Genomic DNA, 14,304 nt, shown 5'->3' with positions numbered 1-14,304 from the left:
CCGAGGGGCGGGCTCGCCGCCTACTTGTCGAGGAAGTCGGGGCGGTCGGTCGCGTCGATCTCGTCGGGGTCGGGCCGTTCGAGCCCCTCGAACTTGTCGACGGCCTCGGGGAGGCCGTCGCGGCCGCCGGTCGGGAGGTCCTCGGCGTCGACGGTGACGGTCTCGCCCTCGACGAGTTCGTCCCACACCGCCGCCTCGTCGTCGTCGCCCGCGGGGGCGGCCTCGCGGCCCTCGTTTTTCCCCTCGCGGAAGGCGAGCTCGACGATGCTCTTGGTGTAGGCGGTGTCCATCTCGTCGTGGACGGCCTCGAACTCCTCGCGGTCGTACTCGCCGAGCGACTCGGCGACCCCCAGCGCGTAGGCGCGCTCGGTCGCCTCGTCGCGGTCCAGGCTCGTCCACGACGTGTCGTACTTCTCCTCGTACAGTCCCATCGGTCAGGCCTCGATTTTCTGCTCGGGACGCACCCGCAGCCCCCTGTCTGAGAAGTCGATCGCGCGGATGTCGCAGTCGATCGCCGTCCCGCGCATCTTGATCACCTGGACCCCGCGGGTCATGCCGCCTTTCTCTAGGTAGTTGTGGAAGAAGATCACGCCGTGGGCGAGGTAGTGCTCGTCGGCGTACGACGAGGGGTCGGTCATCTCCGAGATGAGGACGATCGTCGTCCCGGTCTGTTTCAGCGCCGAGAGAAAGCCCGTGATCTCGTCGGCCATGTCGTTGAAGAAGTGCTGCAGCAGCATCGTCGAGTCGATGACGGCGCGGTCGATGTCCTGCTGTTCGAGGAAGGCGACGATGCGGTTCGTCAGCCCGCCCTCCGTGCCGAACTGGGTGATCGTCCGCTTGCCCCCCTCGGTCATGAGGTTGAGGAACTGGACCTTCCCGGAGGCCATCACCTGGTCGAAGCCGAAGTCGTAGCCCGACATGTCCTGCATCAGCTCCTCTTTGGTCTCGTGCATCGTCACGTAGAGGCAGTTCTCCCCCGCCTTGGCGCCCTGCGTGATGAACTGCGTGGAGAAGGTCGTCTTCCCGCTCCCCGGGGGACCGCTCACCACGTAGAGCCTGTCTTTCAGGAGGCCGCCCTGGATCAGCTCGTCGAACCCAGGGACGCCGCTTGAAACGCGCATACCGTCGGATCGAGGCTTCCGATATAGACCTTTGCCCCTCGTTTTTCACCGCTGATAACAGCGCGTGCCGTCGCCGCCCCGTCGGGGTCTCGTCGGTCGGTCGCGGCCGGCCGGGGTCGACGGCGGCTTACCGGAGCTGTGCCAGGCACTCACGACAGTAAGTGTAGCTCTGTTCGTCGGCGTTGGCCGTCCCGCACTGGTGACAGCGGACGCCGCCGTCGCCCTCGTCTGCCTCCTCGGGCGAGCGCGAGTCACGTTCCCCCACCGACCGCCCCCGCTCGCCCGACTGGGGCGGCGAGGCCTCGTTGGACTCCAGCGAGACGCCCCCCAGCGACCGGTCCTCCGAGAAGTACCGGACCAGCAACAGCTGCAGGAGGGTGAACCCGGCGAGGTAGAGGAGGATCCAGCCCCACGGTTCCATACCGTGACATACGTTGTCACAGCACTTGGGTGTTTGGCCGGGAGGCGAAACCGGTCCCGGCGGCACCGAGTTGGTCGTCCGGGTCCCGCTTGCCACCGACGGCACCGAAGCGGCCGCCTCGACCGGCGAGAACCGGAAGCTCGCCCCGTGACCGTCACGTTTTTGCCGGGCAGACGTGTCGCCCCGAACGAACGATGTCCCCCTCCGCCCCCTCCTCCGAGCGGTCGGCCGTTTCGTCTCCCGACCCGTCGCGCCGTCGCGTGCTCCGGGCGGGCGCCGCCCTCGCCGGCGCCGTCGGCCTCGCGGGCTGCGTGCTCTCGACCGAACCGTACACCGAGAGCGCCGAGCGGTCGTTCGACCCCGGTGACGCCGACGAACTCGCCGTCAGGACCGACTCCGGCGACGTGACCCTCTCGGCCGGGGACGGTGACGCCGTCACCGGTACCGTCCGCAAGGCCTCGCGCTCCGGCGAGGACGCCCTCGACGAGGTGACCGTCGAGGGGAGCGTCGAGGACGGACGGCTCACCGTCGCACCGCAGCGGCCGGACTCGAACGCGAACGTCACCGTGACCCTCGACCTGGCGGTCCCCGAGGGTCTCTCGGTGGCCGAGGCCTCGTCGGGCAACGGCGACGTCGAGGCCGACGGCGTCGCCGGCGACGGCACCTACAGCTCGACCAACGGCGACGTGGACGTGACCGGCGTCGACGGGTTCGTCACCGTCGAGTCGACCAACGGCGACCTCGCCGCGAGCGACGTGGGCGGCCTCGACGGCGCGGACACGACCAACGGCGACGTGACCGTCGACGTGTCCGCGATGCGTGGGGACGTGACCTGCCGCTCGCGCAACGGCGACGTGACCGCCGCGGTCGCCGACGACCTCTCGGCGGCGGTCACGCTGGCGACGGACAACGGCGACGCCACCGTCGAGAGCGTCCAGCTGACCGTCGAGTCGTCGGGCGAACGCCGCGTCGAGGGGACGATGGGCGCGGGCGAGCACGCGCTCGAACTCCGGTCGACCAACGGCGACGTGACGCTGCTGGGGCTCTGAGCGGTCGCGGACGCGCGGCAGTTACGAGCCGCCCGGCGGTTGGCGCTCGCGCTGGAACTCGTCGAACACGTCGAGGTTCTCCGGGAGCTCGTACGCCAGTTTCCGCTCCGCGCGGCGGTCGACGTTCGCGTCCGCCAGGTCGTCGGCGACCGCCTCCCAGCCGTCCTTGACGGCGACCGATTTGGCGGGCGTGCCGGCGGCGATGTGGTGGGCGGGCACGTCCTTGCCGGCGATCGACTTCGCGGCGAGCACGGAGTTCTCGCCCAGGCGCACGCCCGCGCGGACCATCGAGTCGTAGGTGACGCGGGCGTCGTCCTCGATGACGGTGTGGTAGTTGTCGACGGCGGTCTGGTCGTTGACGTCGTGGTCGTGGCTGTAGACGTGGGCGTCGTCGGAGATGGAGACGCGGTCGCCGATGGTCAACATCCCGCGGTCGTCGAGGTGTACGTCGTCGTGGACGACGACGTTGTCGCCCACGGCGATGTTGTGGCCGTAGGTGACGGTGATCCCCTTGAAGAAGCGGCAGTCCTCGCCCACCTCGGCGAAGAGGTGGTCGGCGAGCATCCGCCTGAATCGCAGCGCGAACTCGACGTTGTCGGCCATCGGCGTGGCGTCGAACTGCCGCCAGAGCCACTGGAGGTACTTCGTGCGCTCGAACTCCCCGTCGTCCATGCTCTCGACCTCGGCGTAGTACTCGCTCTCCAGCGTGACGTTGCAGGGGTCGTACCCCTGGAGCCGCACCCGTTCGGCGGGAGTGACCTCGCCGCCGGACTGCCAGCGCTCGTAGGCCTCCCGGTCGCCGAACAGGTCGACGAGCACGTCCTCGACCACGTCGCAGGTGTCCTCCTCGCCCGACAGGCGCTCGTCGACCTCCTCGATGAACGCGTGGATGCCCTCCTCGCCGCCCGGCGGCAGCGAGACGTGGCGCTTTGTCATACCCCGTCGAACGGCCGCGGCGACAATAGGGGTTTCTGTACCGGTCCGAAACCCGGTGACACCGGTGTCACCACCCCGCCGCCCGACGTGGGTTTAAGTCGCCGACGGTCGATCCCCCGGCAATGTCATCGCCGGACGACCGCGGGCTCGGCGGCCTCCGTGGGTTCCTCTGGAACGACCGCGAGCGGCGGCCCCGGGCGCCCTGGCGGCTCGGACTCGCGCTCCTGGCCCTCGTGGCCGGCGGCGTCGGGGGCGTCCTCGCCGCGTCCGGACTGGTCGCGCTCGCGCCGAGCACCGCCGGGGCCACGCTGACCGCGCTCGTCACCGTCGCCGCCCGCACCCTCCAGATCGCCGGCTTCGTCGCCGGCGTCCTCGCCGCCGCCTGGCTGGTTGACCGCCGGGAACTCTCCGATCTGGGGCTCGACCGGTCGGCGGCGTGGTGGGCCGACCTGGGATTCGGGCTGGCACTGGGCGTCGCGCTCCCGGGACTCGTGTTCGCCGTCGAACTCGCCGCCGGCTTCCTCCGGGTGACCGGCACCGTCGTCACCAGAGCCGACCCCACGCTGGCCGTCGGCCCCGGGGTCGCGCCCGCCGTCGCGCTCGCGCTCACGCTCGTGTACTTCGTCGGCGTCGGGGTCTTCGAGGAGTTGCTCTTCCGGGGGTACCTGTTGACCAACGTCGCCGAGGGGCTGGCCGGCTGGCGCGGGATCGGGCTCGGGGGCGCGTTCGCCGGCGCGACGGTCGTCTCCAGCCTCGCCTTCGGCGTCGGCCACGGGCTGAACCCGAACGTCACCGTCCTGGCGCTCGTCAACATCGCGCTGTTCGGCGGCCTGTTCGCCGCCAGCTACCTCCTGACCGGCCGGATCGCCGCCGCTATCGGCCTCCACGTCACCTGGAACTTCTCGATCGCCTCCGTGTTCGGCTTCCCCGTCAGCGGCTTCACGACGCCGGTGACCGTCGTCGCCGTCGAACAGTCCGGTCCCTCGCTCCTCACGGGCGGCTCGTTCGGCCCCGAGGGCGGCCTGGTCGCGCTCGGCGCGCTCGTCGTCGGATTCGGGGCACTCGCGGGGTGGGTTCAGTGGCGTGAGGGGGGACTGCGGTGGCGCGAGTCGGTCGCACGGCCGCTGCTCCGGGGCGGCCCGGACGACGGCGTCGACGCAGCACCCGACGACCCCGACACCGCCGAGTCGGCGACGGAGTAGCCGGGGGTCGCTGGCGCCGTCGCCCGCGGAGCGGCCGCGCCGCCGGTAACGAAAAGACTCGTTTCACCCTCCGAAACGGCGATGCGGGGGGCCTCGCTACCACGAGGTATGACGGACCAGTCGAACGCGAGCGACGGCGAGGGTGTCACCGGAGCGGCGCCGACGGGATCGGTGTCGAGACGGCGGCTGCTGGCGTCGGTGACGACGGCGGTCGGCACGAGCGCGGTCGCCGGGCGTGCGTACGCGACACCGGTCGGCGACAAAGGCGGCACCGCTGACGCCGGCGGGGCGATTCGCGAGGAGGCCTGGGTCGAGACGGGCGTCGACACGGACGGCGACGGGACCCCCGACCGGATCCACGTCAGGGTGTCGTACCCCGAGGGGGCGACCGACGGCGAGCGACCGCCCGTGATCGCCGTCGCGAGCCCGTATCACGGCGAGCAGACCCACGGCGACGCGACCGCGGCGATGTACTACGACCGGTCGATCGCACCCGCTCCGGACGGCGCCAGCGGCGCCGACGGCGACGCGACGACGGCCACGAGCGAGCCGGCGACGCTCGGCGATCCGTCGGCCGCCGGGGGGCCGGGCCCCGCCCACTCGCCGATCGGCGGCCCGGCGACGGCCCACCGGCGGGCCGAACGGCGGTACATCCCCCAGGGATACGCCCTCGCGCGGGTCTCCTCGCTGGGGACGGCCCGCTCGACGGGCTGTTACACCGCCGCGGGGCCGCCGACGGTGTCCGCGCTCGAATCGGTCGTCGACTGGTTCAACGGCCGCGCGACGGCCTACGACGCGCCCGAGGGCGGGGAGGAAGTCGCGGCCGACTGGACCAACGGCCGGACGGGGATGATCGGCGCGTCGGCGCTGGGCGAACTCGCCAACGGGACGGCGACGACCGGCGTCGACGGCCTTGAGACCATCGTCCCCCAGTCCGCCAACGTCGGCCAGTACGGGCTCTTCCGCTCGAACGGCACCCCGATCTCGGTGACGCCCGACGCCAGCGAGGGGATGACCGACATCGGGACGTGGATCCAGGCGAGCAACGCCAGGCGCGACGACTGCGGTCACTGGACCGAGCGCGCCGAGGCCGGGCAGGACCTGGCGACGGGCGACTACAACGACTTCTGGCACGATCGAACCTACCTCGCCGACGCCGACGCGGTCGACTGTTCGGTCCTGATCGCCCACGCGGTCGACGACCCGATCGTCAAGCCGAACAACGCCGCCGACTGGTACGAGACGCTCGCGGCTCACGACGTGCCGCTGAAGCTCTGGCTCTACGAGGGCGGCCACAGGGGTCCCGCCGGCGAGGCGTGGGAGCGGACCCTCGACCGCTGGTGGGCCTACTGGCTGCAAGACGAGGACACCGGCGTGATGGACGAGGACCCCGTCACCGTCGTCCACGGCGGCCAGTCGGCGGCCGAGGGGTCGGCGGAGACCTTCGCCGAGTGGCCCGTCCCGGCCGCCGAGCCCGCGACCGTCCGGTTCGGGGCCGGCGGCGCGACGAGCGGCGCCGCGACGACGGGCGAGCCGGGCTCCGGGACGGAGTCGCTCGTCGACGACCCGTCGACGCCGGCGGCGGACCTGGTCGCCGCCGAGGAGTCGCCCCACCGCCTGCGCTACGAGACGCCCCCGCTCGCGGAGCCGGTCCACGTCAGCGGGCGGGTCGTCCCGTCGCTGTCGCTGTCGCTTGCGGAGCCGACCGTCGTCAGCGTCGCCCTGGTGGAGTACGGGGACTACTCGGCCGACATCGTGACCCGCGGCTGGGTGGACCCGCTGAACCGACCGGCCTACCGCGACCACGATACGCCGCTCGCCTACCGGCAGTCGCTCCGGGAGTCCGCCCCGCTACCCGACGACGGACGAGTCCGGGCCGAGTTCCCGCTGCAGGCGACCGACCACGTCTTCGAGGCCGACTCGCGGATCGGATTGGTCGTCTACGGCAGCGACAGCGAGTTCACGCTCCACCCGCCCGGGAATCGGGAGGTCGCGCTGTCGCTGGCCGACAGCGCCGTCGACCTGCCCGTCGCCGGCGGCGAGTCGGCGCTCGCCGGCGCGTTCGCGGACGAACCGACCGACACCGCGCGGCCGACCGGCACCGCGACGGCAACCGACTCGTCGACCGGGACGACGGCCAGTGCCGAGCCCACGACCGACTCGCCGACCGCGACCGCTGGCCGGCCGGCCGGGACGACCGACGGGCCGGTCGAGTCCACCGTGGTCGCGGAGGGCGACGCGGCGGTCGACGGGACCTCGAGCGGCGACGGGCCGGGCTTCGGCGTCGGCGGCGCCCTGGCGGCGATCGGCGGGCTCGGGGGGCTGCTCCGGCGCGGTTCGGACGGCGAAGACTGATAGAGCGGGGCGTGCCACTCGACCGCACGCCACGGCAACGCTCAAAGCCCGCCCGCGGGAACGGTAACGATGATGGTCGACGGAACGGAGGCGGTCGAGGCGGCGCTGACGGACGCGTTCCCGGCCCGTCGGGTTGACGAGCTGTCCGGAGTGGGGCCCTCCTGGAACGACGCGAACCGGACGGTTCGGGTCGAGTTCGCCGACGGCGACGCGGCTTTCCTGAAGGTCGCGGTCGACGGCGACGGGTCTCGGATCGCCACCGAGCGGGCCGTGATCCCGTACGCGGACGCCCGCTGCGACGTGGCGGTCCCGACGATACTCGCGACTGGGGCCGCGGGGTCGACGCCGTATCTCGTCACCGCACCGATGGACGGCGCGAACTTCCACCGACCCTGGGCCGACTGGTCGGTCGACGAGCGCGAGCGCGAGATCGAACGCGTCGGCGCGGCGCTCGCGGCGATCCACGCCCGCGAGTTCGATCGCCACGGCCGGATCGTCGGCGGCGGCGCCGGCGGACTCACGGTCGAGACCGACTCGTGGACGGAGACGCTGGTGGCCGAGATCGAGCGGGACCGACGGCTGGCCTCGACTGATCGGTACGACCGCTACTTCGACGAGGTGGTCGAGGCGGTCCGAGCGAACGCCGACGTGCTCGACCGCGCGCCGGCGACGCTCGTCCACGGCGACCCCGCGATGCCGAACGTCTTCCGCACCGACGCGGCGACCGGGTTCATCGACTGGGAGATCGCCCACGTCGGCGACCCCGCCAGGGAACTCCACCGGGTCGAAGGCCGATTACGCGACTGGGGTGACGCCGTTGGCGACCGGCTCGTGAGCGCGTTCCGCGAGGGCTACCGACGGCGGGCCGGAGGCCTCCCGGTCGGCCGCGAGGAGCGCGCGCCGGTGTACGACGCGGTCCGGCTGCTCGGGACGGCCGGGTTCTTCGACAAACACGTCGAGCACGTCGACGCGTCGCCGGAGGAGGCAGCCGAGCGGTTCGAGCGCGACATGGAGCGGCGGCTCGACGCGGTCCGGTGACGCGACCGCCGGGTGTGGTCGAGTGGGCCCGGGTCGTCGAGAGAGTCACGCTCGGCCGCCGCGAACGGGCGATCGGCGCGCCGTCGTCGACTTCGGCCGCCGCCGATCCAATTCTTTACTCGAACCCGACTCAGAGGGGGATTATATGTCCGAACGCCCATATCACTGGTAATGACGCACCTGTACGCGATCCAGCGCGAAATCCTCGAGTTCCTGGACGACCGAGCCAGCGCGGACACGACCGCGATCCGCCGACAGCTCGCGTACACCGCCGACGTGACCGTCACCTACGACGCGCTCGAACCCCACCTCGATCAGCTCGAAGACAGCGGCCACATCGAGTCGATCGGCGCCGAGGAGCCCGGCGCGACCTACTACCAGCAGGCCGACGCGGCGGCCGTCCAGCCCCAGACGGCGAGCGACTGAGGCCGAGGCGGGCGCGACCGACCGGGGCGGCGCGCAACCGCGGCGGCTAAGTGCGACGACGCCCAATCGCCGCGCATGAACCAGCGCGAACTCGGCGACTCGGGCGTCGAAGTCAGCGAGGTCGGTTTCGGCGCGTGGGTCGTCGGCACCGACTGGTGGGGCGACCGCACGCGCGAGCAGGCCGTCGACATGCTCCACCACGCGGTCGACCGCGGCATCACCTACTTCGACACCGGCGACGTGTACGGCCACGGCGACAGCGAGGAACTCGTCGGCGACGCCCTCGGCGAGTACCGCGACGAGGTGACTATCTCGACGAAGGTCGGTTACGACTTCTACAACAACCCCCAGGCCGGCCACGGCGAGCTCCCCAAGCGCGTCGACCCCGAGTGGGTCGAGACGGCGCTGGACCGCTCGCTCGACAGGCTCGACATGGAGTACGTCGACCACCTGATGCTCCACAACGCCAACGTCGACGAGGTGGACGAGGACGTGCTGGAGACGCTCGATTCACTGGAAGAGTCGGGCCGCGTCGACTCCGTGGGGTGGGCGCTCGGCCCCTCGATCGGCTGGCTCGCCGAAGCGGAGGCGGCCGTCGAGGAGGGCTTCGACGCCGTCCAGCTCGTCTTCAACGTCTTCGAGCAGACGCCCGGCCGCCACGCCATCGAAGCCATCCGCGACCTCGACGCCGAGACGAGCGTCGTCCCGCGGGTGCCCCACTCCTCCGGCCTGCTGAACGAGCAGGTCACGCCCGAGACCGAACTCGGCGAGGGCGACCACCGCGCCCACCGGCCCGACGAGTGGTACGAGACGGGCTGGGAGAAGGTCGAGGCGCTGCGGTTCCTCGAAGATCCGGACCACGCCGAGGGCACGCGGACGATGGCCCAGGCGTCGATCCGCTGGCTGCTCGGCCACGACGAGGTGGCGTCGGTCACGCCGACGTTCCGCACCACCGACGACATCGACGAGTGGGCCGGCGCCGCCGACGTGCCGCCGCTCTCCGAGGCGGAGATGGACCGCGTCGAGGAGCTGTATCAGTCGAACTTCGGCGTCGACCGCGACGACGGGATGGACGCCCTGCGCTCGTCGGTCGGCGGCGCCGACCTCGAAGGCGTCGACGAGCAGGCCGCCGGCGACTGAACCTCCCTTTCGACACCAGATCGGCGAACCCCCTCGTTTCACCTCAAACCGCCGCTATCGCTCGATTTTTGCCGAACCCCATCGTTTCGACTCGAACCCCGCCCACGTCTTGCGATTACCTGGCACGAACTTCACTTTCACTCCGCCCCGTCAGACGCCCGTCACACGGTCGCAATCGTGCGGTTTTCGATCGCGAAGGTGTGTGGGTCGGTTCCACGCGAAACGTGGGTGTCGCGTTCGGCCGCGGGAGCGGCGGCGTCAGTCCAGTCGGTCGAAGGTCTTCTCGGCCCACTCGACGGCGTAGTCGGCGCCGTACTCGCGGTAGGCCTCGGTGTCGAGCGCGCCGAAGGGCGTAGGTGGCTCCTGTCCGTGTTTGATGGCCGCGCAGGCCAGCTCGGCGGCGTCGCCGAAGCCGGTCTCGCCGCGGGCGAGCTCCGTCGAGAGGTCGGCGAGCCTGGGTTCGAGCCGTTCGCCGGCGTCGACCCACGCGTCGAAGAGGTCGGGGTGGTCGTCGGCCCAGCCGGCGAAGACCTCGCGGGTGTGCAGGCCCAGATAGGCGTCGTACAGCGCGGCGGCCAGCTGGTAGGTGCCGGTGCCGTCGAGCCGTCCCTCGGCGGCCGCCGCCAGATCGGGGTAGCGCTCGCCGAAGAAGCCGAGGAAGTGCTCCGGGCGGTCGAGGCCGACTTGGACGAGCGCCTCGGCGACCAGGAAATCGACGAAGGGCTCGGGCGACCCTTCCAGTCGGGGCTTGACGAGGACGACCGGCGGCTCGGTCTGGCGGGTCCACGCGACGCCGCCGTCGCCGGGCGCGCCGACGGTCAGCTCGTCGCTCGCGTAGCGGTGGAGCAGCTCGGGGGCGTCGGCCGGGAGCCACTCGTCGGGGTACGAGCGGGGGTCGAAGGCGTCGGTGACGAGCGCCAGGTCCTCGGCCTGTGCGGCCGGCAGCGTCTCGAAGTCCCGCGCGCAGTCGAGCACGAGCGCGTCGGGCGCGTGTTCGTCGCGGACCGCGGCGAGATCCGCCGAGAGGTCCCGCTCGCTGAACATCAGCGGTCACCCCCCACGGACCGGTCTCCGGGAGCGCGACGGCGGTCGCGGACCGACGCGGCGCTCGGCGCGGTGGTCATGTCCGCCGAGAGGGGCCGTCCGGGGTAAACCCCATCGGTTCCCGCTCGGACCGGCCGAGTCGACCACCGCGACCGCGGTACCGCGGAAGGCACCGGCGCGAACCTTTAAATCGGATGGCGGGGGCAAGCGGCGATGTATGGTCGACGACGTTTCGCGGCGGGGCGTCCTGCTGGCGGGGGGCGCCGCGCTGTCGGGGGGTATCGCGACGAAGTTAGGTTCCCGGTCGGCGGCCGCCCGGGGAGACCCGGACGGGGCGCCGGCGGTTCGCTGGCAGGCGCTCGTCCGGAACGACGACGACGTGACCAGGCCGGTGTCGGTACGGGCGGGCGACGGGCGCGTTCGCGTCGGCGGGTTCTCGGGGGACGACTCCGACGACACGGACCCCTGGCAGTTCGGGACCGACGCGGTCCGCGGAACGGACCGGACCGGGACGACCGCCTACGTCGAGGGCCAGTTCCTGACCGAGGGGGCGGCGCCGGCGGCCGACGGCGGTCGCCTCTTTCTCGGTCGGCACACGGCGGACCCGGGTGCCGACGACGCCGCGACCGAGCCGACGGTCGTCAGGACGACCGCCGACGGCGAGGTCGACTGGCGTCGGACCTACGAGCCGCCGTTCGACGACTTCCGCGTGACCGACGTGACGCCGGGCGCCGACGGCGGCGCGGTGTTCGTCGGCTACTCCGAGGCGTGGCGCAACCCGAACACGTGGCTGGTGGCCGTCGACGGCGACGGCTCGGTCCGCTGGCAGCGGCGCCTCGACGAGTTCTACGCGACGTACGCGTGGGGCGTCCAGCGGACGGCGTCCGGGTCGTACCTCGTGTACGGCGGCGCCCGGAGGGGGTCGGAGCGCGACTCCAGCAGACAGAGCGGGTGGGTGGCGAAGGTCGGTGCCGACGGCGAACCGACGTGGTCGAAGCTCTATCGGCAGCGTTCGGCGGGCGAAGCGAGCGAATTCCACTACGTCGAGGACGCCGCCGAGACCGACGACGGATACCTGTTCGCGGGGTACGTCTCGCCCGCGACGGAGGACGCGGAGGGGCGCGCGTGGGCTATCTCGACCGACGCCGCGGGCGATCGGCTGTACAGTGCGCTTCGCCGGCCCGGTGGCGACGGCGCCGGCGAGTTCGTCGCGGTCGTCCCCCACGGCGACGAGTACGTCCTCGCGGGTTCGACGTTGCCGACCGGTGACGCGGAGGTCGGCTACGCCTGGCTCCGCGGCGTCGACGCGTCGCTGTCCTCGAACTGGGAGCTGATAGACCCGCTCGACCAGCCCTCCGTGCTCACCGACGCCGCGGCGACGGGCGACGGCGGGTTCGCGGTCGTCGGCAACCACTTCAACGCCGACGGGTGGTCGTATCCGCTCGCCGCCAAACTCGGCGGCGAGCCCGCCGAGACCCCGACGCCGACACCGACGGCGACGCCGACCCCCTGGCCGACGCCGACCTCGACACCCACGGCGACGCCCACGGAGAGCCCGACCGAGACGCCGACCCCGCGACCGACGACCGCCCCGGCGCCGACCGGCACGGCGGAGTCGGCGCCCGAGAGTCGGTCGACCGCGACGGCCGAGGACGGTCCCGGCTTCGGCCTCACCGGGACGCTGGCGGCGCTGGGCGGGAGCGCGCTGCTGGCCCGGTTGCGGGGCGAGTCGACGGACGGGAACTGACCCGTCGCGGCGGACCCGCCGGACTCGGCCTACGCCAGCAAGACGACGACGAGCGCGAGCGCGAGCAGTGCAGCGATGCCGATCGTACCGAGCGTGAACTTCGTCGCGTAGCTCATGATCGGCGGTTCCGCGGCCAGCGACCTAAAGGCCCCGTTCCCGCGCGGCCCAGTCGTCGCGACTCGCCCCCGGCCTGCCACGGTCCCGCGGGAGCCGCGGTCGAATGTGGGCGATTTATCAGGACGCCGGAGGTACCGACGGCCGTATGACGAGTGGTCTCTCGAGACGGCGGCTGTTGACCGGTGCCGGGCTCCTGGCGTCCGGCGTGGCCCTCGGTGGAGTCGCGGGAGCGTCCCGCGGAGGCGGTGTGAACGACGTCGACGCGGCCGAGGAGTTGCCCCTCCGCTGGAATCGGACGTACTCGGACGCCACGTACAACGGGGCGGCCTCGGTCGTCGAGGACGGCGACGAGTACGTCGTCCTGGGGCAGTCGGGAGCGCAGGCGTCGGGGATCCCGGGCTGGCTGTTCGGGACGGACGCGACGAGCGGGGAGGGTTCGTGGACGGCGACGGTGGCGAGCGAGGACCGCCGGCCGCCGACGTTCCAGACGCATCTCCCGGCCGTCGACGGCGACGGCTACGCGCTGCTCGGCGTCCGCGCCCAGGCCGGGACGGCGTCGCTCGTCCGGACCGACGCCGACGGGGCCGTCCAGTGGCGGGAGACCTACGAGGGGAACTCCGACGGGGACGCGAACGCGAGCATCCTCGCCCGCGACGCCGTTGCCATTGGGGACGGCTACCTGATCGCCGGCACGCGCGCCGGTGGGCAGGGGGCCGGCTCGAGCGGGCTCGTCGTCAGAGTCGGCCCGGACGGGGAGGAACGGTCGCGGACGCGGCTGTTCCCCGACCAGCGCTCGGAGATCCTGAGCGTCGTGCCGGACGGTGACGGCTACGCGGGCGCGGCTGCCGTCCGGTCGTCGTCCGGCGGTGGGCCGACGGTTCGGGCGGTGTTGTTCCGCGCGGACGCCGACGACGAACTGCAGTGGCGCGAGGCGTTCACGGCCCCGACCGACGGGGACCCGTTCGTCCGGAACCAGCTGGTCGACCTGGCGGCCGACGGCGACGGCTACGTCGCGGCGGGGTACACGTCGAACACCTCCGTCGAGACGGTCGACGGCTGGGTGCTCTCGGTCGACGGGTCGGGGAACCAGCGGGCGAGTCGCCGGCTGTCGCCCCGGCCGGTGACGCTGTTCACCGGCGTCGCGACGACCGACGACGGCGTCGTCGTCGCGGGCCAGGGCAGCGAGTCCACGTCCAGCCAGACGGCGGTCGGCCTGGTCGGCGAACTCGGTGACGGCCTCGAAGCCAACTGGAGCAGGACGGTGTCGGTCGGGGCGGTCAACAACGTCCGCGACGTGATCGCGACCGGCGACGGCGGGGTCGCCCTCGCGGGGATCACGCAGTACCAGTCCCGGAGCGCGGACCCGCGGAGCGAGGCGTGGCTCGTCAAACTCGGCGGCGAAGACGCGCCCCGGGTCACCGCGACGGCGCCCGAGACGGACGCCCCGTCGGCGACCGCGACGGCCTCGCCGACGCCCGAACCGACGGCGACGCCGTCGCCGACCCCATCGTCGACGCCCGAACCGACCGACGACCCGACGGTGACCGCGACGGCGACCGCGACCGTCCCCGAGACCGCGGCCCCCAACCCTACCGAGACCACCGACGGTGACGGCGCCGGCTTCGGCGCCGGCGCGGCGCTGGCCGCGCTGGGCGGGACGGCGCTGTACGAGCGGGTTCGCGACGAGGACTGACTCCGAGGAGGACCG

At 72.3% G+C, this 14,304-nt stretch carries 14 protein-coding genes; 8 read left to right on the top strand and 6 right to left on the bottom strand.

What is annotated here, in order from left to right:
* Positions 1 to 20: 20 nt before the first annotated feature.
* From HZS54_RS01780 to HZS54_RS01770, 3 genes are all read right to left on the bottom strand, one after another.
* The gene (locus HZS54_RS01780; RefSeq protein ID WP_179920265.1) at positions 21 to 431 is read right to left on the bottom strand and encodes a DUF8057 family protein; all 411 of its coding nucleotides are present in this window, start codon (positions 429 to 431) and stop codon (positions 21 to 23) included.
* 3 nt (positions 432 to 434) lie between these two features.
* Positions 435 to 1,121, bottom strand: coding sequence for an RAD55 family ATPase (locus HZS54_RS01775; RefSeq protein WP_179920264.1), 687 nt, complete (start codon positions 1,119 to 1,121; stop codon positions 435 to 437).
* 127 nt (positions 1,122 to 1,248) lie between these two features.
* Complete coding sequence (locus tag HZS54_RS01770) at positions 1,249 to 1,542, bottom strand: DUF7577 domain-containing protein (protein WP_179920263.1); 294 nt, start codon at positions 1,540 to 1,542, stop codon at positions 1,249 to 1,251.
* A gap of 194 nt (positions 1,543 to 1,736) precedes the next feature.
* Here HZS54_RS01770 and HZS54_RS01765 point away from each other — a divergent pair, with 194 nt between their 5' ends.
* Entirely contained in the window at positions 1,737 to 2,591 is an 855-nt protein-coding gene (locus HZS54_RS01765) for a DUF4097 family beta strand repeat-containing protein (RefSeq protein WP_179920262.1), read from the top strand.
* Between the two features lie 21 nt (positions 2,592 to 2,612).
* On the opposite strand, the gene HZS54_RS01760 is transcribed toward HZS54_RS01765, so the two are convergent.
* Positions 2,613 to 3,527, bottom strand: coding sequence for an acyltransferase (locus tag HZS54_RS01760; protein WP_179920261.1), 915 nt, complete (start codon positions 3,525 to 3,527; stop codon positions 2,613 to 2,615).
* A 122-nt stretch (positions 3,528 to 3,649) separates the two neighbouring features.
* On the opposite strand from HZS54_RS01760, the gene HZS54_RS01755 reads away from it, so the two are divergent.
* From HZS54_RS01755 to HZS54_RS01735, 5 genes are all read left to right on the top strand, one after another.
* Entirely contained in the window at positions 3,650 to 4,729 is a 1,080-nt protein-coding gene (locus HZS54_RS01755) for a CPBP family intramembrane glutamic endopeptidase (RefSeq protein ID WP_179920260.1), read from the top strand.
* A gap of 108 nt (positions 4,730 to 4,837) precedes the next feature.
* Positions 4,838 to 7,084, top strand: coding sequence for a CocE/NonD family hydrolase (locus HZS54_RS01750; protein ID WP_179920259.1), 2,247 nt, complete (start codon positions 4,838 to 4,840; stop codon positions 7,082 to 7,084).
* A gap of 69 nt (positions 7,085 to 7,153) precedes the next feature.
* Positions 7,154 to 8,122, top strand: a complete 969-nt coding sequence (locus tag HZS54_RS01745; RefSeq protein ID WP_179920258.1) for a phosphotransferase family protein — start codon at positions 7,154 to 7,156, stop codon at positions 8,120 to 8,122.
* Between the two features lie 171 nt (positions 8,123 to 8,293).
* Positions 8,294 to 8,548, top strand: a complete 255-nt coding sequence (locus HZS54_RS01740; RefSeq protein WP_179920257.1) for a hypothetical protein — start codon at positions 8,294 to 8,296, stop codon at positions 8,546 to 8,548.
* Between the two features lie 75 nt (positions 8,549 to 8,623).
* Positions 8,624 to 9,688 (top strand): aldo/keto reductase, encoded by a 1,065-nt coding sequence (locus HZS54_RS01735; RefSeq protein WP_179920256.1) that lies wholly within the window; start codon positions 8,624 to 8,626, stop codon positions 9,686 to 9,688.
* Between the two features lie 258 nt (positions 9,689 to 9,946).
* On the opposite strand, the gene HZS54_RS01730 is transcribed toward HZS54_RS01735, so the two are convergent.
* Complete coding sequence (locus HZS54_RS01730) at positions 9,947 to 10,732, bottom strand: DUF7089 family protein (RefSeq protein WP_179920255.1); 786 nt, start codon at positions 10,730 to 10,732, stop codon at positions 9,947 to 9,949.
* A gap of 217 nt (positions 10,733 to 10,949) precedes the next feature.
* Between HZS54_RS01730 and HZS54_RS01725 the strand changes: the two genes are divergently transcribed.
* Complete coding sequence (locus HZS54_RS01725; RefSeq protein WP_179920254.1) at positions 10,950 to 12,479, top strand: hypothetical protein; 1,530 nt, start codon at positions 10,950 to 10,952, stop codon at positions 12,477 to 12,479.
* Between the two features lie 29 nt (positions 12,480 to 12,508).
* On the opposite strand, the gene HZS54_RS01720 is transcribed toward HZS54_RS01725, so the two are convergent.
* Positions 12,509 to 12,676, bottom strand: a complete 168-nt coding sequence (locus HZS54_RS01720) for a hypothetical protein (protein ID WP_179920253.1) — start codon at positions 12,674 to 12,676, stop codon at positions 12,509 to 12,511.
* 167 nt (positions 12,677 to 12,843) lie between these two features.
* On the opposite strand from HZS54_RS01720, the gene HZS54_RS01715 reads away from it, so the two are divergent.
* Complete coding sequence (locus HZS54_RS01715; RefSeq protein ID WP_179920252.1) at positions 12,844 to 14,289, top strand: hypothetical protein; 1,446 nt, start codon at positions 12,844 to 12,846, stop codon at positions 14,287 to 14,289.
* Positions 14,290 to 14,304: the final 15 nt, after the last annotated feature.

Source organism: Halosimplex pelagicum (assembly GCF_013415905.1).
GTDB classification, from domain to species: Archaea; Halobacteriota; Halobacteria; order Halobacteriales; family Haloarculaceae; genus Halosimplex; species Halosimplex pelagicum.
Note: the sequence above shows the minus strand (reverse complement) of the source record. Positions and strands in the feature narration are given on the sequence as shown.